This is a genomic window from Actinomadura monticuli (assembly GCF_041463655.1).
Taxonomy (GTDB): Bacteria; Actinomycetota; Actinomycetes; order Streptosporangiales; family Streptosporangiaceae; genus Spirillospora; species Spirillospora monticuli.
In genome coordinates this window covers 282573-301769 of record NZ_JAXCEI010000009.1, presented here as the reverse complement: position 1 = coordinate 301769, position 19197 = coordinate 282573, and the positions used below count along the sequence as shown (strand labels likewise).

Genomic DNA, 19197 nt, shown 5'->3' with positions numbered 1-19197 from the left:
GCGCCGTTTGAACGTTGGGCGAGCGATGAAATAACTGTCGGTGCTGGTCCGGGACGGACCGTGTCGGCGAGTAGAAGGTAAGTCTCGCGGACAAATGACGGACAAAAGATCTTGAGGCCGGTCTCCGTGGAGGAGAACCGGCCTCTGACCTGCATCTTTGTGTCGGGGTGGCGGGATTTGAACCCACGACCTCTTCGTCCCGAACGAAGCGCGCTGCCAAGCTGCGCTACACCCCGGTGGTGGCTGCCCGGGAGGTCGTACGTGCTCCCGGCGCCTAGACCACTGTAGCGGATGGCGGGGGGTGCTGCGTCCCTATTTACGGGCTGTGAAGCCGGTCACGGCGCCGGTGGGGGTGAGATCTATGGCGGTCAGGCCGGCGTCTGTCAGCCAGGTTCGGAGGTCGGCGGTCGTGCCCGGGTTGCCGAAGATGTCCAGGCGTCGCATGAGGGTGATCAAGGGGTCGCGGTTTGTGCCGCGGACGAGGGTGGTGCCGGTCAGGGTGCCGCCTGGACGTAGGACGCGGGTCAGTTCGCGTAGGGCTGCGGCCGGGTCGTCCAGGCAGTGGAGGCCGTTGTAGGTGAGGCACAGGTCGAAGGTGGAGGAGCCAAAGGGGAGGGCGTAGATGTCTGCCTGGATCAGGGTGTTCGTTCTGCGGCGGGCTCGGGTGAGCATGTGGCGGGAGATGTCGGCGGCTATGTGATGGGGGTTGTCGTCGACTGCCAGGCCGCCGCCGCACGGTATGTCGAGGGTCAGGGCGGTGGGGTCTTGGGACGCGATCGCGGCCCGGAGGTGGGTTATGTCGTAGTTCCAGAGGACGCGGGCTCCCAGGCGGGAGAGCGCGCGGTTCTGGACGGCGTGGTCGTAGAGGGTGGAGACCAGGGTGGCGGTCTTCCAGTTCACCGGGGGACGAGGGTGAGGAGGGTCGCCTCGGGCGGGCAGCAGAAGCGGATGGGGGCCTTCGGGGACGTGCCCAGGCCGGCGGAGACGTGGAGCCAGGAGCCCTGGTGCTTGTGCAGGCCCTTTACGCGGGGACGGTCGATGCCGCAGTTGGTGGCGAGGGCGCCGTAGAAGGGGACGCAGACCTGGCCGCCGTGGGTGTGGCCGGCGAGGAGGAGGTCGTATCCGTCGGCGGCGAAGCGGTCGAGGTTGCGCGGCTCGGGGCTGTGCATGACGCCGAGGTGGACGTCGGCCTGGGGGTCGACCGGGCCAGCGATCTTGTCGTAGCGGGCGCGGTCGATGTGGGAGTCGTCGATGCCGCCGAACTCGACGTCCAGTTCGCCTACTTTGAGGCGGCCGATGCGGTTGTTGAGGTCGAGCCAGCCGGCGGCCTGGAGGGACGAGCCGAGTTCGCGGTACGGGAGGTCGGGTTCGCGGCGGTGCCTCTCGTAGTCGGACTTGCTGGTCCGCCAGACGTAGCGCAGGGGGTTCTTGAGGACCGGCGAGTACAGGTCGTTGGAGCCGTAGACGAAGACGCCGGGGCGGTCGAGAAGGGGCCCCAGGGCTTCGAGGAAGGGGCCGATCGCGTCGCGGTGGGAGAGCGTGTCGCCGGTGTTGACGACGAGGTCGGGTTCCAGGGCGTCCAGGGAGCGGACCCAGTGGATGAGGCGGGTACGTCCGGGCGTGAGGTGCGCGTCCGAGATGTGCAGGATCTTCACCGAGGGACGTCCCGGCGGCAGTACCGGCACGTCGACTCGGCGCAGGCGGAACCAGTTCCGCTCGATCACCGAGGCGTAACCGAAGGTCGCGGCCCCCGCGCCCAGGAGGCCCAGGGGCACGGCGTAGATCTTTCGCACGACTCTCCCTTCTCAGGACTCCATGCTTTCAGACATGGGCACCCCGCGGTAATCCTGATGAGGCAGAAGGTGCGGGACGGGCATGATGTTGGGCATGACCCTGAAGGAGAAGCTGGAGACCGATCTCTCGACCGCGATGAAGGCGCGCGACGAGGTGCGCACGCGCACGCTGCGGATGGCCCTCACCGCGGTGAAGAACGAGGAGGTCGCCGGCAAGCAGGCGCGTGAGCTGTCGGACGACGACGTCGTCAAGGTGCTCACCCGGGAGGCGAAGAAGCGCCGCGAGGCCGCGACGGCGTTCGGTGACGCGGGGCGCGCGGAGCAGGCGCAGGCGGAGCGGGACGAGGGCGCGGTGCTGGAGGAGTACCTTCCCGCGCAGCTGTCGGACGAGGAGCTGACCGCGCTGGTGGCGGACGCCATCGCGGCGACGGGTGCGGCCGGTCCGCGGGCGATGGGGCAGGTCATGAAGGCGGTGAACCCGAAGGTCGCCGGACGCGCCGAGGGCGGGCGCGTCGCGGCCGAGGTGAAGCGGCAGCTCGCCGGGTGAGGCGCGAGGCGTCCGCTGAGGGGGCGAGAACGTGAAAGGGCCCGGCGTGCCGGGCCCTTTCACGTCGATGGCTCAGCCGCTCCAGGGCGGCCAGTCGCCGCTGGGCCGATCGTGGCCTCGGGCGGGCTTCTTGCCGCTGCTCACGTACAGGATGACCGTGGTGCCCGGCGGGACCTCGGTGCCGGCGTCCGGTGACGTGGACACGACCGTCCCGCGCGGCTGGTTCGAGTCGACGGACCCGGACGCGACCTTGGCCTGCAGGTCGGCCGCCGCGAGCTTGGCCTTGGCGGAGGCGACCGTATCGCCCTTCACTTTCGGGACGCGGGTGGTGTCGCCGAAGTCGCGGGACGGGGTCTGGAAGCCCGGGGCGGGCTCGCCGGCGAGCGCCCGCTGCATCGAGGTGCGCCAGAGCGGGCCGGGGATGGTCGCGCCGTAGATGCCGTGCACCTTGTACTGCCAGGGGCCGCGGAAGTCCCAGTAGGCGACGGCGGAGGCGAGGTTCGGGGTGTAGCCGGCGAAGACGGCGCAGGTGAACTCCTCACACGTGCCGGTCTTGCCGGCGGCGGGGCGGCCGATGCCGAGTCCGGCGGCGGTGCCCTTGGTGAGGACGCCCTGCAGGATCGAGTTCACCTTGTCGGCGACGTCCTGGTCCAGGGCCTGGTGGCAGTCCTGCTTGGGCAGCTTCAGCTTCTTGCCCTGCGAGTCGACGACATCGGTGACCGCGAGGGGCGCGCAGTACTTGCCGCGGGCGGCGAAGCCGGCGTAGGCGGCGGCGAGGTGCACCATGTCGACGTCGTTGACGCCGAGGACCTGGGACGGGATCGGCAGCAGGGCGTTTCCGTTGCCCATCTTCATCCCGAACTTCTCGGCCATCTTCACGGCGTTGCAGACGCCGACGCGCTTCTCCAGGTAGGCGTAGAACGTGTTGACCGAGTGCCAGGTGCCGGTCTTGAGGTTGAAGTTGCCCTTCTCGCTGTCGCCGGCGTTGGACACCGTCCAGGGCGCGCCGCCGCCGACGAGGTCGTTCTCGTACTTCTTGCCCTGCCACGTCCCGGTGTAGCGGCACGGCTGGTAGCCGCCGACCGTCGCCGTCTGCGGGGAGTTGATGGTGGTGCTGACCGGGATGCCCTGGTCGATCGCGGCGGCGAGGGTGAAGACCTTGAAGGTCGAGCCCGCCGACACGCCGTTGTTGCGGCCGTGGTGGTAGTCGGCGGCGAGGTTGATGGTCGTCCGGCCCTTGCCGGGGCCGAACCGCTTGCTCACGCCGATCGCCTTGATCTTGCCCGTGCCGGGCTCGACCATGGCCTGGGCCGCGACGCGGTTGCCGCCGGGGGCGACCTGGCTGCGGAGGGTCTTATCGACGGCGTTCTGGTCCTGCATGTCGAGCGTGGTGCGGATCGTGTATCCGCCGCGGTTGAGCTCGTTGACGATGTTCTGCTGCTGCTTCGGCTTCAGGGACCAGTATTTGCCGTCCGACAGGATGTTGAGCATGTCGTACTTGACGTACTCGCAGAAGAACGGCGCCTTGCTGGACTGGCATCCGCCGACCGGATCGGTGCGGTTCAGCTGGATCGGCTTGGCGGCTTCCTCGTCCGCCTGGGCCTTGCTGATGTGGCCTAGCTGAACCATCCGGTAGAGGACGATGTCACGCCGGTGGCGGGCGTCCTTGGGGTTGCGGATGGGGTCGTACGCGGTGGGGTTCTGCGTGATGCCGGCCAACAGCGCGGCCTGGCCGAGGTTCAGTTTGGACGCGGGGATGCTGAAGTAGCGCTTCGCCGCGGCCTGCACCCCGTACGCGCCCGCACCGAAGTAGGCGATGTTGAGGTAGCCCTCAAGGATCTGGTCCTTGGTCATGCGCTGCTCGATGTCGAGCGCGTAGCGGAGCTCGCGGAGCTTGCGTCCGACCGTGGGCGCGGTCGCGTCGCGGTACTCCGCCTGCGTCCGGGCACTGTCGACCAGCAGGTTCTTGACGTACTGCTGCGTGAGCGTGGACCCGCCCTGCGTCTGCTCTGACTCGACGTTGGACGCCAGTGCGCGGATGGTGCCCTTCAGGTCGAGCGCGCCGTGCTCGTAGAACCGCGAGTCCTCGATGTCGATCATTGCCTTGCGCATGATCGGGTTCACCTGGTCGAGCCGGACGGACTCGCGGTACTTGTCGAAGAACGTGGCGACGGGCTTGCCGTTCGCGGAGTACATCACCGTCTTCTCGGACGGTGGTGTCGTCTTGAGCTGGCTGTCCATGTCGTCGAAGTTGTTGGCGGCGTCGCGCGCGGTCATCCCGGCGCTGCCGACGGCCGGCAGCGCGATGAGAGCCACGATGAGGCCCGCCACCATCCCCGCTCCGAGCAACTTGAACAGCGTGGAAGCAGCCTGGACCCGATCGGTATTCGCAACGCGCACGGGGTCTAGGGTACGCGGGACGAGCAGTGCATTAGGGACAGGTCCCCCGGCGTCTCCGCGTACCGGCCGTGCCGCGCGGGACGTTCGTCCGTTATGCCCTCATCATGACAACCTGTGCTGTGTCTGGCGCGTCAACTACAGGTAACTAGTCCGTTCCGGCGGTATGGCCCCGGTGGGCTATATCGAGAATGGGCCCATCGGGGGCTGTTGAAACGTCCCTCGCTTCCGTAAGTTCTTCCCCACGGCTTTCGTTTGGCGGCCTGACGTCCGCGCCCGTCTGGCCAAGGAGCGCAAATCGACACAGACCCTAGGGGAGTGGGGCCAAGATGTGGATCACGGATTGGACCGCCCGCGCCGCCTGCCGTAACGCGGATCCGGATGCCCTGTTCGTGCAGGGAGCGGCGCAGAACCGGGCCAAGCTCATCTGCCGCGGCTGCCCAGTGCGCACGGAATGTCTCGCTGACGCCCTCGACAACCGGATCGAGTTCGGTGTCTGGGGCGGGATGACCGAGCGTGAGCGCCGGGCCTTGCTGCGGAGGCGGCCGGATGTGCGGTCGTGGCGCGAACTGCTGGAGACCGCGAAGGAAGAGTACGAGCGGTCGGTCGAGGACGAGGTGGACGAGCAGGAGCTCGTCGCCAGCTGACCTCGGGTGGGCCGGCTGCGGCCCGTCCGGCAGAGGTTCGAGGACCTTCAGGGTCCACTGAAATGCGTGGCCGCGGGCCCGCACCGTCTCGCGACGGCGGCGGGCCCGCGGCCACGTTCTCATGCCGCTGTCGGGTCGGTTGCCCGCCCTACTGGGTTGTCCACCCGGCACGCTCGGGCCTCGCAGCAGTGCGCCGGTGACGTGCTTGGGCCGCGGGGCGTGCCTGTACGGAGTCCGCCAACGGGCGGTCAACAAACGGTGTCGGGTAGCGCATCGCCGCTGGTCGTGACCTTGATCATCGTATGGTCCGTGCGAGCGCGCGGGCCGGGGGACGCCGCGCGCCTTCGTTCACCGGACCGAAGGGGCACGTCGTGAGGGGACGCTGGAGGATCATCGTGGCCGCCGCCGGGGCGACCGCCGTGGCGGGCGCGGGATGGCCGGCGGCCGCCGGAAGCACGTCCGACCACGGCGGGCCATGGGTCTTGTTGGCCCACGAGGACTTCGACCAGCCCCTCCGGGTGGACGGCGCGCCCTGGCGTCTCGACCCGCAGGGACGCCGCAGCCCATGGAACGTCGACGCGTTCGACGACGACGGCGAGGCCTGGACGAAGATCAGCGGGCCGTTGTTCAAGAAGCAGCTCGACACCCTCAACGTGTTCCGCAAGCGCGTCGCGTTCGGCAGCGACGGATGGCTGACCGCCGAGGTCGCGGCCGTCGACAAGGACCGTGACGGACGTCCCGACTCGCGGCCCGGCCTGTCCAGCGCGTCCCTGCCGGGCGGCCAGAAGGTCGCCCGGATCTCCGAGCCGAGCTGGGACGCCGGGGTGCTGATCCGGCCCACCCGTCCACTGCCGCCGCGCTACCGCGTGGAGATGACGCTGCGCGGGATCGACTTCGGCGGCAAACGGCACGGCACGTGGGACTACAACGGCAGGCACAACGGCTACACGCGGGAGCCGTGCAAGACCCGCTACCCGTGGACGTTCCAGGGCGCGCTGCCCGGCAAGAAGCGCTGCGAGTACCCGGACGTGACGCGGGAGAACGGGTTCTACTACCTGACGATCCTCGACTACGCGAACCCCGCACCGCACGGCAACCCGGGCATCCACTACCGGCGCAAGGTCATCATGGACGGCTACTACAGCGACGACGACCGCTGGAAGAACGCCGGGACCTGCGACCCGAAGACGCGCAAGATCTACCGGACGTTCGACGGCACCTTCAACGGCATCAACGCGCTGTTCGTGCGCGGCGACAAGTTCCGCGAGGCCGCCAACAACAACATCAGCAACGAGTACTACATCAAGACGGCCTGCGGGAACGTGTCCATGGACAGACCCTACGGGCCGGGCGGCCGGTTCAAGGAGCACCTCGCCAGCGCCGAGATCCGGCCGGAGCTGATGCCGAAGGCCGCCTACCGGTTCGCCGTGGAGCGCGACGCCACCGGCTACACGCTCGAGATGAGCGGCCCGTTCCTCCACATCGGGCAGGCCACGCTGCGCGTCCACCACGACTTCGTCGAGGACGGCCGTCCGATCTGGCACTACAACCAGACGCCGGCCGAGTACGACGGCCGCTTCGACCGCCGCCTCCTCCACAAGGGCCCCGCCGGCACGTACACGACCGAGCACACCTGGCCGGAGGGCTCGGCCTACCCCGACTCCTTCATCATCGGCGACCCGCACCTGAACTACTACGAGGGCTCAGCCGACGTCGACGACATCCGCCTGTACGTCCCCGGGAACGCGAGGTGAGAACGTCCCCTGGGCCGGGTGGTCAGGCGGCGGTCGGGGCCGAGGTGGGGGCGGCGAGGTCTTCGCCGACCTGGCGCAGGCCGTCGAGGTCGTGGACGTCCTCCGCCTGGGCGGGGACCGCCGTAGCGGGGACGGTCGGGTGCGCGGACGCGAAGTGGTCGCGGAGGCGCTCCTCGCGGGCGGCGAGCTGCATGCGGCCGGTGTGCAGGCGGAGGAGGGCCGCGGTCAGCGTGTGCTCGCCGCGCTCCTCCAGCGTTTCGGCGGCGGCCTGGCTGCGAGCCGCGGACAGCCCGTCGGCGGCGGACTCGTGGACGCGGTTGACCACGAGTCCGGCGAGCGGCATGCGCTCTTCGGCGAGGCGCTCGACGAAGTAGGACGCCTCGCGCAGCGCGTCGGGCTCGGGGGCGGCGACGACGAGGAACGCGGTCCCGGGGGTCTGCAGGAGCTTGAACGTCTTCTCGGCCCGCTCCCGGAACCCGCCGAACATCGTGTCGAACGCGGCGACGAACGTCTGCACGTCCCGGAGCAGCTGGACGCCGAGGACCTTGTTGATGGCGCCGGTGAACATGCCGAACCCGGCGCTGATCACCTTGACGCCGAAGCGTCCGCCGGTCTTGGCCGGCGCGGCGAGGATCTTCATGAAGCGGCCGTCGAGGAAGCGGCCCATGCGCTCGGGGGCGTCCAGGAAGTCCAGGGCGTTCCGGGACGGAGGAGTGTCCACGATGATCAGGTCCCAGGCGCCGGAGCGGTGCAGTTGCCCGAGCTTCTCCATCGCCATGTACTCCTGCGTGCCCGACAGCGACGAGGAGAGCGACTGGTAGAAGGGGTTGGCGAGGATCTGCTTCGCCCGGTCCGGGTCGGCGTGCGCCTCGACGATCTCGTCGAAGGTGCGCTTCATGTCGAGCATCATGGCGTGCAGCTCGCCGTCGCCGTCGATCTCGATCTTGCGCGGGCTGTTGTCGAGTTCCGACAGGCCCATGGACTGGGCGAGCCGGCGGGCCGGGTCAACGGTGAGGACGACGACGTCCCGTCCCCGCTCGGCGGCACGAACCCCCAGCGCGGCGGCGGTGGTCGTCTTGCCGACGCCACCGGACCCGCAGCACACGATGATCTTCGTGCGGGGGTCGTCGAGCAGGGCGTCGACGTCCAGGACGGGAGGAGTCTTGCTGGTCGGGCTCATCGATTCACCTCTGCCGTCGTTCGGCCCCCGACGATCCGCCGGGCTCGCACCCCGGGTCCACCGACAGGCGCCACCCCGCGCGAGGCGGGCTCGATCGCGCGCGCCTCCGCCAAGGCGACCCAAGACACCCCGTGCTGCAACGCGGCGCGGCCTCGCGGAGAACTGCTCACACCTTGCGCCGACGACCCGCGCCACTCGCGAGACGATGCCTCATGGCACCGGCGGGAGGGGGACCCGTTGTCCTGAAAGGGCGTCAACGCAAGCGGCAAGGGCCGGGTGGACATGTGCCGCTTGTGAGGCCGCGTCTGGTGATCTCGGCGCGGCGAGCGCGCGTTGCGCTCATGGAGCGGCGAGCGCGCGTTGCGCTCGTGGAGCGGCACCGCCTGCTGCGTGTGCGAGGCCGGGTGGGGGGTGATCATGCGGCGCCCTGGGTGCGGAGGGCGGCGGCCAGGTCGTAGAGGCCGGCCAGGTCCATGCCGTCCGAGAGCATCGGGAGGGCGTAGCGGGGGCGGTCGATCGAGTCGAGGCGTTCCTTCTCGCGGCGCTGGAGGGCGGTGCGGCGCGCGTGGTCGGTGGCCTCGGCGGCGAGGACGGCGGCGATCTGCTCGGCGTCGTGCTCCAGTCCGGCGGCCTTCACGCCGCGGATGATCTCGTCGGTGTCGAGGGTGCCGGCGGCGGCCGCGGCGAGGTCGTCCTCGCTGAGGACCGGCTCGTGCTCCATGTTGACGATGATGCCGCCGATCGGGAGGCCGGCCTCGGTGAGGTCGTGGATGCCGTCCATCGTCTCCTGGACGGGCATCTCTTCGAGGAGCGTGACGAAATGGACGGCGGTTTCGGGGCTGCGCACGACCTTCATCACCGTGTCGGCGTGGTTCCGCACGGGGCCGACCTTGGCGAGGCCGGAGACTTCCTCGTTGACGTTGAGGAACTTCGTGATGCGGCCGGTGGGCGGGGCGTCCATGACGACGGCGTCGTAGATGAAGGAGCCGTCCTTCTTCTTGCGGCGCACCGACTCGGAGGTCTTTCCGGTCAGGATGACGTCGCGCAGCCCTGGGGCGATGGTGGTGACGAAGTCGACGATGCCGAGCTTGGTCATCGCCTTCCCGGCGCGCTTGAGGTTGTAGAACATCTCGAGGTACTCGATGAGCGCCTCTTCGGTGTCGATGGCGAGCGCGTACACGTCCCCGCCGTCCGGGGCGACGGCGACGCGGCGCTCCTCGTACGGGAGGGGCGGGCAGTCGAAGAGCTGGGCGATGCCCTGGCGTCCCTCGACCTCGACGAGCAGGACCTTGCGGCCTCCGGCGGCCAGGGCAAGGGCGAGTGCGGCGGCGACGGTCGTCTTCCCCGTGCCGCCCTTCCCTGTGACCACATGGAGGCGTACGCCGTCCCAGTCGGTGTCTCTCGCGCTCACCCGATCGACCATATCGTTCACTCGGCAAACACTTCAGAGGGCGTCCGCCCGTATGCAAGTGATCCCTGACACGGTTCCGGACAAGATCATCAGTGCGGACGTTGTACACGGGCCTGCCCGCGGGGTTAGCTGGGAAACGTGGACCGCTCGCGGGCGGTTCCGTCTGAATCTTCACGGGTTCAGAGTTCTGCCGGTGTCCGGGGGGTTCCCGGTCCGGCCGTCCACGCGAGAAAGGTGCCCGTGATGGAAGCAGTGGCACTCGTCGTACTGCTCGTCGTCGTCGTTATCGGACTGATCACGCTTGCGTCGTCGATCCGGGTGGTGCAGCAGTACGAGCAGGGGATCGTGTTCCGGTTCGGCCAGGTCCAGCGGGGCGGCCAGTTGCGCCCCGGCGCGGTGCGCAAGCCGGGCCTGACCGCGATCGTGCCGATCATGGAACGCATGCAGAAGGTCAGCCAGCAGACGATCACCATGGGGGTGCCCGGCCAGGACGGCATCACCCAGGACAACGTGAGCGTCCGCGTCGACGCGGTCGTCTACTTCCGGGTGATCGACCCGGTGAAGGCGATCGTGAACGTCCACAACTACGGATACGCGGTCTCGCAGGTGGCGCAGACGTCGCTGCGGTCGGTCATCGGCCAGGCCGACATGCAGGAGCTGCTCGGCGAGCGGGAGAAGATCAACGCCCGGTTGCGAGTGATCATCGACGAGATCACCGAGGGGCCGTGGGGGGTCCTGATCGAGCGGGTCGAGATCAAGGACGTCTCGCTGCCCGAGGGCATGAAGCGGTCGATGGCCCGGCAGGCCGAGGCGGAGCGGGAGCGCCGCGCCCGCATCATCACGGCGGACGGTGAGTTCCAGGCGTCCAAGCGCCTCGCCGCCGCCGCCGAGATCATGTCGCAGGACCCGGCAGCCCTCCAGTTGCGCCTGCTGCAGACGGTCGTGGAGGTCTCCGCGGAGAAGAACAGCACGCTGGTCATGCCGCTTCCGGTCGAGATCCTGCGGTTCTTCGACAAGATGGCGGGCGGACGCGAGCGGTCGGACGGAGGTGACGGCGACAGGCTCGACCTCGGCGAGCGCCTCGCCAAGGCCGAACAGGAACTCGCCAAGGCGGCGGAGCAGCCCTCGACCCTGGAGTCCGCCGAGGACGTCCCGCCGGTCCTCGGTCTGGACGAGCCGAAGCGCGACTCCTCTGACGAGCACCGCGGCATCACGAGCGGTGACCCGTCCTCCAGCGGCCGGCCCCGCGACCAGCGCTGACCTGGCTCCCCGATCAGCGCTGACCCGGCCGGGTGGCCACGGTTGGGTTCGGCCGGGCAGCCCGGCGTGCCCAGCGCTGTGCCGGCTGCCTGATCAGCGCTGACCCGGCCCCGCGATCAGTGTCGAGTCAGCCTTGCGATCAGTGCTGAGTCGGCTGGACCATCCCGCGAGCGCGCACGCGTCGCGATGGGAGTCCGGTCGCCGAGGGGGGCGGGGTGGGCCCCGCTAAGGTGAGCGGCATGAAGAAGTGGGAGTACGCGACTGTTCCGCTGCTGGTGCACGCCACCAAGCAGATCCTCGATAACTGGGGCCAGGACGGGTGGGAGCTCGTCACCGTTCTGCCGGGGCCGAACCCGGAGAACCTGGTGGCCTACTTCAAGCGCGAAGTCCAGTCGTAGCGAGACGCCTCAACGAGGAGGAGCGGGCATGAGCACGCCTGAAGAGCGCATGCGCGAGATGGGGATCGACCTGCCGGACGTGGTCCCGCCGGTCGCGTCGTACGTCCCGACGGCGCGGACGGGTTCGCTCGTCTACACGGCGGGCCAGGTGCCGATGGTGAAGGGCGAGCTGGGCGTCACCGGGAAGGTGGGCGCCGAGGTCAGCCCCGAGGAGGCCGCCAAGCAGGCGCGGATCTGCGCGCTGAACGCGATCGCGGCGCTGAAGGCCGAGGTCGGCGAGCTGTCGCGGGTCGTCCGGATCGTGAAGGTCGTCGGGTTCGTCGCCAGCGCGCCGGACTTCTACGGCCAGCCGCAGGTGGTCAACGGGGCGAGCGACCTGCTGGCCGAGGTGTTCGGGGACGCGGGCAAGCACGCGCGCAGCGCGGTGGGCGTCGCCGTCCTGCCGCACGACGTGCCGGTCGAGGTCGAGCTGATCGCCGAGGTCCAGTAGGACCGCTTGACGGAATGCCATTCGGTATGTCCGAATGGGCCGCCATGAGCATCGTGCACGGGCTGAAGCTGCCGGCGAGTTTCCGCGACCGGATCGAGGACCTCCGGGCGGGCCGGGCCGAGCCCGCCCCCGCCCGGCACGCGGCGACCGTCGTCGTGCTCCGTGACCACGAGAGGCACGGGCTGCAGGCGTTCATGCTGCGCCGCGTCCGGTCGATGGCGTTCGCGCCGGGCGCCTACGTGTTCCCCGGCGGGTCGGTCGACCCGCGCGACGGGGAGGCGGCGCTGGCCTGGTCCGGCCCGCCGCCCGCCGAGTGGGGCGCGGCGTTCAAGGCGGACGAGACGCTGGCCCGCGAGCTGGTGTGCGCGGCGGTGCGGGAGACGTTCGAGGAGACGCTGGTGCTGCTCGCCGGGCCGACCGGCGAGACGGTCGTGGACGACACCCGCGGCGACGAGTGGGAGGCCGACCGGCAGGCGCTGCTGGATCGTTCCCAGTCGTTCGGCGGGTTCCTCGACCGGCGCGGCCTCGTGCTGCGCGCCGACCTGCTGCGCCCGTGGGCGCACTGGATCACCCCGGTGATCGAGCCGAAGCGGTACGACACGCGGTTCTTCGTCGCCGCGATGCCGGCGGGGCAGCGCGCGCGAGACGTCAGCACAGAGGCCGACCAGGTCGCCTGGGTGCGCCCGGCGGAGGCGGCCGAGCGCGCGGAGAAGGGCGAGTGGATGATGCTGCCGCCGACCATCGCGACGCTGGCGGAACTGGCCGAGTTCGACACGGTCGCGGACGTGCTGGCCGCGCCGCGCGAGATCGTCGTGCACGAGCCCATCGCGGAGATCATCGACGGTGAGGCGTATCTCGTCCTGCCGGACGGCGCCGAGCGGCACTACCCGCAGCCGTGAGCCGGGTGCCTCGGGCGCAGGCCGTCATGTGGCGGCTGGCCGGCACGTCCGCGCTGCGCCACCTCGACCGTCTCGGCTTGAACCCGGTCCGTCACCCGGATCGGGCCTCGGGCAGGATGGGAGACATGACGGAGATCGACGGGATGGGTACCGAACGGGCGACGTGCGTGCTCGCCCCGAACCCGTCCGCCATGACCCTGGACGGCACCAACACCTGGATCATCGCCGAGCCGGGGTCCGAGGAGGCGGTCGTCGTCGATCCCGGGCCCAAGGACGGTAAGCACCTCAAGCGCGTCCTGGACGTCGTGCGGGAACAGGGCCGCCGGGTGGGGCTCGTCCTGCTCACGCACGGCCATCCCGACCACTCCGCCGGCGCGGGGAAGCTCGCGAAGCTGGCGGGCGGCCCCGTCAAGGTGCGGGCGCTCGACCCCCAGCACCGTCTCGGCGACGAGGGCCTCGCCGAAGGGGACGTCGTCACGACGGGCGGCCTGGAGTTGCGGATCATGGAGACGCCGGGCCACAGCCACGACTCGCTGACGTTCTGGCTGCCGGCGGACGGCGCCGTCCTCACCGGCGACACCGTGCTCGGGTACGGGACGACCGTGCTGGAGGGCGCCCTCGGCGACTACCTCAGCTCGCTGGACCGGCTGCGCGCGTTCTCCACCGACGTCGAGGCCGCCACCATCCTCCCCGGTCACGGCCCCAAGCTGGACGACCCGATCGCCGTCCTCGACCACTACATCGACCACCGGCGGGAGCGCCTCGCGCAGGTCGAGGCGGCCGTGGCGGCGGGCGCGCGCACCGCGCGCGAGGTCGTCGAGCGCGTCTACGCCGACGTCGACAGGGCCCTGTGGCCCGCCGCCGAGTGGTCGGTCCAGTCGCAGCTCGACTACCTCGACGAACGCTGACTACTTGGAGCGCTTGCGGAGGCGTTCGATGTCGAGGATGACGACGGCGCGCGCCTCGATCCGCAGCCAGTTGCGCTGCGCGAAGTCGGCGAGGGCCTTGTTGACGGTCTCGCGGGAGGCGCCGACGAGCTGCGCCAGCTCCTCCTGGGTGAGGTCGTGGTGGACGTGCAGGCCCGCCTCGGACGGCTGGCCGAACCGCTCGGCGAGGTCGAGCAGCGCTTTGGCGACGCGTCCGGGCACGTCGGTGAAGACGAGGTCGGCCATCACGTCGTTGGTCTTGCGGAGCCGCTGAGCCAGCGCGCGGAGCAGCTGGACGGCGACCTCCGGGTGCCCGGTGAGCCAGGGCCGCAGGTCGTCGTGGCCGAGCCCGGCGAGGCGGCACTCGGTGACGGCGATGGCGCTGGCGGTGCGCGGACGCGGGTCGAACAGCGACAGCTCGCCGAACATCTCGCTCGGGCCGAGCACGCTCAGCAGGTTCTCCCGGCCGTCCGGCGCCGTCCGGGTCAGTTTGATCTTGCCCTCCAGGACCACGTACAGCGTGTCCCCGGTCTCGCCCTCGTTGAACAGTGTCTGACCGCGCGCGAGGCGCGCCTCGGTCACGTTGGCGCGCAGCGCCTTGGCGCCCTGCTCGTCGAGGGCCTCGAAGAGCGGGGCTCTGCTCAGAACGTCCACGTCGCGATCGGTCACGCTACTCCTCCTCGAACACCTACATGCCTAGTGTGACGTACGTCCCACCGCGTGCGTGAAGGCAGGGTCACGGCGCGCCGAAACGCGGGACCGGGGGTTTTGCATCCCGCGGCGGGTCACGGTCCCGTTCGCCCAGTGTACGGACCATCGGGTGAATGCCATCACACCGGTCTCATCACCTGTAACCGGACTACCCGGGCGTTGAGCAGGCCGTGCCTTAACCTGAGCGGATGCAGACCTCGGGGTCGCGCCCCACGCCGCGCCGCCTTCCGCGGGGCCGCCACGCGCTGTCCCGCTCGGAGGTCGAGCGGGTGCACCGCGACCGCCTCTGCGGGGCGATGGCGGCGTCGATGGCGGAGAAGGGGTACGTCGGTACATCGGTCGAGGACGTCCTCAAGCGGGCCAGGGTCTCCAGGCAGAGCTTCTATGTGCTGTTCTCGTCCAAGCTCGACTGTTTCATGGCCGCGTTCGACAAAGCGAGCGAACTGCTCATGCTGCGGCTGGCGGGCTCCATGGAGGGCGTCGCGGAGGGCGTCGCGGAGGGCGTCGCGGAGGGCTTCACGGAGGGCTTCACGGAGGGCGTCGCGGAGGGGGCCGCGGAGGGCGGAGGCGATGCGGCGGACAGGTTCGAGAGGGTCGTCACCGCCTACCTGGAGGCGCTGGCGTCCGAACCGGGGTACGCACGGCTCTTCCTGGTCGAGGTCTACGCCGCCGGTCCCGAGGCCATCCAGCGGCGGAGCGAGATACAGCGCGATCTGGCCCGCGCCCTGGCGGGCCTCATGGGCGTGACCGGCCGGGCGGGCGAGTTCACGTGCCAGGTCATCGTGTCGGCGATGAGTTCGATGGTGACGCCGGCCGTCGCGGCGGGCGACATGGACGCGTTGCGGGCGATCGGGCCCCCTATCGTCGAGCATGTGCGGCTCCTGCTCCGATCGGGGGCCCTGGACGCCTAACGGGAAGTCCGGGGTGCGCTGATGGTGACCCGTGTGGTGGCGACGCCCTGTGCGCGCGGGAGCGTGACGGTGAGCCGTCCGTGCCCGTCAACGGTCGCCTTCAGTACCCGGTGCGTCCTCCCCCGCGTTACGCGGACGACGACACGTGTGCCGGGACGGTAGGACGCGGGCGTCGTGACCGTGGCGGTTCCGGCGGCGCGCAGCGTGAAGCCCGTCCCGGACGCCTTGGACAGCGCGCTGAACTCGCGCGCCGCGGGACGCTTGAGCGACACCGTCCAGCCCCACTGCGACCAGGTCCGGTCGATCGACCGGTAGGAGATCTTCGCCGGCGGACGCGGCGGGGCGGCGAACGTCCGCATCAGCGGGCCGATGTGCTCCCGCAGGTCACGGGCCCAGTACGGGTAGATGTGGGTGCCGAACACGTAGTCGGTGTACCGGCTTGGGATGTCCAGCTCGTCCAGCCGCCGGTGGAAGCTGATCGTCGAGACGTGCGTCAGGGCCTCGATGCCGATCGCGGCGGGGTCGAGTTCCGGCGGGTCGAGCTCTCCGGGGAGGCCGGTGGCGGTCCAGAGCGCGAGCCGCATGCCGCGCAGGTTGGACGCGAGGTCGGCGGGGTTGTGGCCGTGCCAGTTGACCGCGTCGGTGAGCGGCGAGCCGAAGATCGCCTCCGGGCGCACCCCGTTGAGGGCGAGCGCGATGTAGGAGACGACGCCAGTCGCGCCCGCCAGGACGAGCGGGTTGGACGCGGTGTCGGGCGCACCGGAGAACGACGCGGCCGACACGAACAGCGAGGGATGCCGGGAGGCGTAGCTCATCGCGCCGAATCCGCCCTGCGACAGCCCCGCGATGGCCCTGCCCTCGCGGCGCGGGACGGTGCGCAGGTTCCGGTCGATCCAGGGGATCAGCTGGCCGACGTGGAACGTCTCCCACTTCGACGGCCCCTTCTTGGTGGTCGGGTCGGCCCAGTCGGTGAACCAGCCGCCGCCGTCGCCGTCGAAGCCCGCGTCCGGCATGACGGTGATCAGCGGCCGTCCCGCGGTGGTCTTCGCGACGTCGCCCTTCTCCGCCCAGTCGGACGCCCGTCCCGACGTCCCGTGGAACAGGTAGAGGACGGGATAGCGCGCGCCGGCCCGCCGCCCGTACCCGGTCGGCAGCAGGACCCGCACGTCCACGGCCCGCCCCAGTGCGGCCGTGCTCACGCGGATCGCGTACTGCCGGTCATCGATGCGCCGCACGTTCACGACGTGGATCCCGCCCGCGTCACCGAACCGCATGCCGCCCGCGGCGGCCCTGGCCGGGGCGACGAGCCCCGCGGACGCCGTCGCGAGCGCCAACGCGAACACGGCGAGCCGAGGCACGCGCAACCGCGTCGCCGCGTGTGCTCCAGCGGCATGCCGCAGAGCGGTGGTCTCGCGGGGGTCCCCGGGGGCGGGCTGATGGCCGGTCGTTGGTTCGCGGGTCGGGGGCATGGGGGGACCTCCTGGAACGGTCCGGATTGTCAGCGGCCTCCGGGACGGCGGCGCGTCGAACCCGTGGGGCGGCGGGGACGGTCGGGTTGGACGCGAAGGGCAGTGATCACGGTGGCGAGCATCTCGTAGTGCCCGACCAGCACGGTCAGCTCGACGCACTCGCCCTCGGTGAGGTGGGTGCGGAGCCGCGTCCAGGTGGCGTCGTCCAGGTCCTGCTCGTGGTGGAGCTGGTCGGTCGCGGCGAGGATCGCCTGCTCGCGCGGCGTCCAGCCGCCGGCGGACGGGCCGGCCTCCACGCGCGCCACGTCCGGCGGCCGGACGCCCGAGCGGCCGGCGATGCGCACGTGGTGGTCGAACTCGTAGCGGCAGTCGCGCAGGTGGGCGACGCGGAGGATCACCAGTTCGGTCTCGCGGCGCGGCAGCGTGCCGGCGGGCATGAGGCGGCCCGCGAACCACAGCCAGCCGCGGAAGAGCCCGCGCCGGCGCGCGAGGGTGCGGAAGAGGTTCGGCGGGCCGGTTCCGGCGACCCGTCCCGCGACCCGGCAGGCCAGCCAGTTGACCACCCCGACGTCGCGGAGGCCGCCCGGCGTGGCGCGGGGTGCCGTCACCGGCGGGAGTCCGGCGGCTGCGGCGTGGTCAGCTCGACCTTCTCTTTCCGCGCGACTTCGAGGATGTGGCGCAGTCCGCGCTGGACGGCGAGGTCGGTGAGGGGTTGCGCGAGCATCCGCACCGGCAGGACGCCGCCGACCCACCAGGGGGCGACGACGCGCTTGGAACGGCGGGCGATCCCGCGTTCCAGTGCGTTGATCCCCACTTCCAGTGGCGTGACCGATGAGATGAGGCTGCTCGCACGTCCCGAGTTGGTCATGGCGGAGGCGGCCTCGGTGCTGAACCCCCGCCGCGTCATGTCGGTGTCGAGTTCGGCGAAGTAGGCGACACCGGCCTTCGCGCCCCATGGCCGCAGTTCGGCCCTCAACGTGTTGCCCAGCGCCTCCACCGCGGCCTTGGACGCGCTGTACGCGCCCAGCAGAGGTGCGTGGACGGCCGCCGCGAGGGACGCCACGGCCAGCGCGTATCCGCGCTCATGGCTGATGTGGGGTCCGGCCGCTCGAAGCGTGTTGTAGACGCCGAGCACGTTAACGCGGATGCTTTGCTCCATGACGGACGGGTCGCCCCCGATGACGGGCATCTGCGCTGCCACACCGGCATTGGCCACGACCACGTCCAGGCCGCCCAGTTCCTGGACGGCGTTGTTCACGACCTCCTCGACCTTGGCGCGGTCGGTGACGTCGCACGTCCACCAGGGAGCGGAGCCGCAGTCGGCCGCGACGGCGGCGAGCAGGTCGGGTTCGAGGCCGGCGAGCGCGACGCGGGCGCCGCGCTCGTGCAGCCTGGCGGCGAGGGCCGCGCCGATGCCCCGCGCCGCGCCCGTGATCAGCACACGCCGTCCGGCGAGGGTCGCCGTCCACCGGGAGTCAAGGATCATGCCCCGACCCTACCATTAAAGAACATGCTTGTCTTTTTGAAGTTTGCCCGCGAGATCCCCGTCATGCCGGAGCGGGGCTCGGCCCGGCTCTCCCCTTCGGCCGGATCCGGCCGGTGAGGCTCTAGGCTTGCCGGTATGGCGACGGAGGCGTCCCCCAAGGCGCGGGCTCGGAAGTGGAAGGACGAGACACGGCTGGGGCTGGTGCGGCGGGCGCGCCGCATGAACCGGATCCTGGCCGAGACCTACCCGGACGCGCACTGCGAGCTGGACTTCGGGACCCCGTTCCAGCTCCTCGTCGCGACCGTCCTGTCGGCGCAGACCACGGACGTGCGGGTGAACCTGACCACGCCGGGACTGTTCGCCAAGTACCCCACCCCGGAGGACCTGGCCGCCGCCGACCCCGAGGACGTCGAGGCGATCCTGAAGCCCACCGGGTTCTTCCGCGCCAAGACCAAGTCGGTGATGGGGCTGTCGGCGGCCCTGCGCGACCAGTTCGGCGGCGAGGTCCCGGGGCGGCTGGAGGATCTCGTCAAGCTGCCCGGGGTCGGGCGCAAAACGGCCAACGTGGTGCTGGGGAACGCGTTCGACGTCCCCGGAATCACCGTCGACACCCACTTCGGCCGTCTCGCGCGGCGGTTCGCCTGGACGACCGAGGACGACCCCGTGAAGGTCGAGCAGGAGGTCGGCGAACTGATCCCGCGCAAGGACTGGACGATGCTGTCGCACAGGCTCATCTGGCACGGCCGCCGGATGTGCCATGCGCGTCGTCCGGCCTGCGGGGTGTGCCCGCTCGCGCGGCTGTGCCCGTCCTTCGGCGAGGGCCCGACGGACGAGGAGACCGCGCGCAAGCTCGTGAAGCCGGGGCCGTTCTCGTGACCGGAACCCCGCCGGCGGGGAAGGAACGCGGACGTTCCGCGG

General features: G+C 70.5%; 19 protein-coding genes and 1 tRNA gene. 10 read left to right on the top strand and 10 right to left on the bottom strand.

Annotated elements, in window-relative coordinates:
* Positions 1-162: 162 nt before the first annotated feature.
* From SM611_RS22230 to SM611_RS22220, 3 genes are all read right to left on the bottom strand, one after another.
* A tRNA-Pro gene (locus SM611_RS22230) sits at positions 163-236 on the bottom strand.
* 76 nt (positions 237-312) lie between these two features.
* A complete protein-coding gene (locus SM611_RS22225; RefSeq protein WP_371951799.1) occupies positions 313-900 on the bottom strand; it encodes a class I SAM-dependent methyltransferase in 588 nt (195 codons plus the stop codon).
* Positions 897-1793, bottom strand: coding sequence for a metallophosphoesterase (locus SM611_RS22220; RefSeq protein ID WP_371951798.1), 897 nt, complete (start codon positions 1791-1793; stop codon positions 897-899). The genes SM611_RS22225 and SM611_RS22220 overlap by 4 nt, the downstream gene beginning before the upstream one ends.
* 94 nt (positions 1794-1887) lie before the next feature.
* Here SM611_RS22220 and SM611_RS22215 point away from each other — a divergent pair, with 94 nt between their 5' ends.
* Positions 1888-2340, top strand: a complete 453-nt coding sequence (locus SM611_RS22215) for a GatB/YqeY domain-containing protein (protein ID WP_371951797.1) — start codon at positions 1888-1890, stop codon at positions 2338-2340.
* A gap of 72 nt (positions 2341-2412) precedes the next feature.
* On the opposite strand, the gene SM611_RS22210 is transcribed toward SM611_RS22215, so the two are convergent.
* On the bottom strand, positions 2413-4740 hold the full coding sequence (locus tag SM611_RS22210; protein WP_371951796.1) for a penicillin-binding protein: 2328 nt from the start codon (positions 4738-4740) through the stop codon (positions 2413-2415).
* 326 nt (positions 4741-5066) lie between these two features.
* On the opposite strand from SM611_RS22210, the gene SM611_RS22205 reads away from it, so the two are divergent.
* Both SM611_RS22205 and SM611_RS22200 read left to right on the top strand, forming a co-directional pair.
* Positions 5067-5384, top strand: coding sequence for a WhiB family transcriptional regulator (locus SM611_RS22205; protein WP_371951795.1), 318 nt, complete (start codon positions 5067-5069; stop codon positions 5382-5384).
* Positions 5385-5755: 371 nt separating this feature from the next.
* Positions 5756-7138, top strand: a complete 1383-nt coding sequence (locus tag SM611_RS22200) for a hypothetical protein (RefSeq protein ID WP_371951794.1) — start codon at positions 5756-5758, stop codon at positions 7136-7138.
* Positions 7139-7160: 22 nt separating this feature from the next.
* Here SM611_RS22200 and bagB read toward each other — a convergent pair whose 3' ends face one another.
* Both bagB and bagA read right to left on the bottom strand, forming a co-directional pair.
* Entirely contained in the window at positions 7161-8318 is a 1158-nt protein-coding gene (gene bagB / locus SM611_RS22195; RefSeq protein ID WP_371951793.1) for an ATPase BagB, read from the bottom strand.
* Positions 8319-8733: 415 nt separating this feature from the next.
* On the bottom strand, positions 8734-9729 hold the full coding sequence (gene bagA / locus SM611_RS22190) for an ATPase BagA (RefSeq protein WP_371951792.1): 996 nt from the start codon (positions 9727-9729) through the stop codon (positions 8734-8736).
* 243 nt (positions 9730-9972) lie between these two features.
* Between bagA and SM611_RS22185 the strand changes: the two genes are divergently transcribed.
* The 5 genes from SM611_RS22185 (at position 9973) to SM611_RS22165 (ending at position 13684) form a co-directional block, all read left to right on the top strand.
* Complete coding sequence (locus tag SM611_RS22185) at positions 9973-10989, top strand: slipin family protein (RefSeq protein ID WP_371951791.1); 1017 nt, start codon at positions 9973-9975, stop codon at positions 10987-10989.
* 239 nt (positions 10990-11228) lie between these two features.
* Positions 11229-11387 carry a Sp36 family protein gene (sp36, locus tag SM611_RS22180; RefSeq protein ID WP_021591512.1) on the top strand — a complete coding sequence of 53 codons (159 nt, stop codon included), beginning with the start codon at positions 11229-11231 and terminating at the stop codon, positions 11385-11387.
* A gap of 28 nt (positions 11388-11415) precedes the next feature.
* Complete coding sequence (locus SM611_RS22175; protein WP_371951790.1) at positions 11416-11877, top strand: RidA family protein; 462 nt, start codon at positions 11416-11418, stop codon at positions 11875-11877.
* Between the two features lie 44 nt (positions 11878-11921).
* Entirely contained in the window at positions 11922-12776 is an 855-nt protein-coding gene (locus SM611_RS22170; RefSeq protein WP_371951789.1) for an NUDIX hydrolase, read from the top strand.
* A 125-nt stretch (positions 12777-12901) separates the two neighbouring features.
* Positions 12902-13684, top strand: a complete 783-nt coding sequence (locus SM611_RS22165) for an MBL fold metallo-hydrolase (protein ID WP_371951788.1) — start codon at positions 12902-12904, stop codon at positions 13682-13684.
* Here the strand turns inward: SM611_RS22165 and SM611_RS22160 are convergent, their stop codons facing one another.
* Entirely contained in the window at positions 13685-14371 is a 687-nt protein-coding gene (locus tag SM611_RS22160) for a Crp/Fnr family transcriptional regulator (protein ID WP_371951787.1), read from the bottom strand.
* Positions 14372-14601: 230 nt separating this feature from the next.
* On the opposite strand from SM611_RS22160, the gene SM611_RS22155 reads away from it, so the two are divergent.
* Positions 14602-15324 carry a TetR/AcrR family transcriptional regulator gene (locus SM611_RS22155; protein WP_371951786.1) on the top strand — a complete coding sequence of 241 codons (723 nt, stop codon included), beginning with the start codon at positions 14602-14604 and terminating at the stop codon, positions 15322-15324.
* On the opposite strand, the gene SM611_RS22150 is transcribed toward SM611_RS22155, so the two are convergent.
* The 3 genes from SM611_RS22150 to SM611_RS22140 form a co-directional block, all read right to left on the bottom strand.
* The gene (locus SM611_RS22150) at positions 15321-16682 is read right to left on the bottom strand and encodes an alpha/beta hydrolase (RefSeq protein ID WP_371951785.1); all 1362 of its coding nucleotides are present in this window, start codon (positions 16680-16682) and stop codon (positions 15321-15323) included. The genes SM611_RS22155 and SM611_RS22150 overlap by 4 nt on opposite strands.
* A gap of 140 nt (positions 16683-16822) precedes the next feature.
* Positions 16823-17401: a carboxymuconolactone decarboxylase family protein gene (locus SM611_RS22145; RefSeq protein WP_371951784.1), complete on the bottom strand. Its 579-nt coding sequence runs from the start codon at positions 17399-17401 to the stop codon at positions 16823-16825.
* A complete protein-coding gene (locus tag SM611_RS22140) occupies positions 17398-18279 on the bottom strand; it encodes an SDR family NAD(P)-dependent oxidoreductase (RefSeq protein ID WP_371951783.1) in 882 nt (293 codons plus the stop codon). The genes SM611_RS22145 and SM611_RS22140 overlap by 4 nt, the downstream gene beginning before the upstream one ends.
* A 135-nt stretch (positions 18280-18414) precedes the next feature.
* On the opposite strand from SM611_RS22140, the gene nth reads away from it, so the two are divergent.
* Positions 18415-19155: an endonuclease III gene (gene nth / locus SM611_RS22135; protein WP_371951782.1), complete on the top strand. Its 741-nt coding sequence runs from the start codon at positions 18415-18417 to the stop codon at positions 19153-19155.
* Positions 19156-19197: the final 42 nt, after the last annotated feature.

Bases quoted from the DNA above. Each gene is read 5' to 3' on its own strand.
- SM611_RS22215 (WP_371951797.1), top strand. From the start codon at position 1,888: ATGACCCTGAAGGAGAAGCTGGAGACCGATCTCTCGACCGCGATGAAG.
- SM611_RS22205 (WP_371951795.1), top strand. From the start codon at position 5,067: ATGTGGATCACGGATTGGACCGCCCGCGCCGCCTGCCGTAACGCGGAT.
- bagB (WP_371951793.1), bottom strand. From the start codon at position 8,318: ATGAGCCCGACCAGCAAGACTCCTCCCGTCCTGGACGTCGACGCCCTG.
- SM611_RS22185 (WP_371951791.1), top strand. From the start codon at position 9,973: ATGGAAGCAGTGGCACTCGTCGTACTGCTCGTCGTCGTCGTTATCGGA.
- sp36 (WP_021591512.1), top strand. From the start codon at position 11,229: ATGAAGAAGTGGGAGTACGCGACTGTTCCGCTGCTGGTGCACGCCACC.
- SM611_RS22175 (WP_371951790.1), top strand. From the start codon at position 11,416: ATGAGCACGCCTGAAGAGCGCATGCGCGAGATGGGGATCGACCTGCCG.
- SM611_RS22170 (WP_371951789.1), top strand. From the start codon at position 11,922: ATGAGCATCGTGCACGGGCTGAAGCTGCCGGCGAGTTTCCGCGACCGG.
- SM611_RS22165 (WP_371951788.1), top strand. From the start codon at position 12,902: ATGACGGAGATCGACGGGATGGGTACCGAACGGGCGACGTGCGTGCTC.
- SM611_RS22155 (WP_371951786.1), top strand. From the start codon at position 14,602: ATGCAGACCTCGGGGTCGCGCCCCACGCCGCGCCGCCTTCCGCGGGGC.
- SM611_RS22140 (WP_371951783.1), bottom strand. From the start codon at position 18,279: ATGATCCTTGACTCCCGGTGGACGGCGACCCTCGCCGGACGGCGTGTG.
- nth (WP_371951782.1), top strand. From the start codon at position 18,415: ATGGCGACGGAGGCGTCCCCCAAGGCGCGGGCTCGGAAGTGGAAGGAC.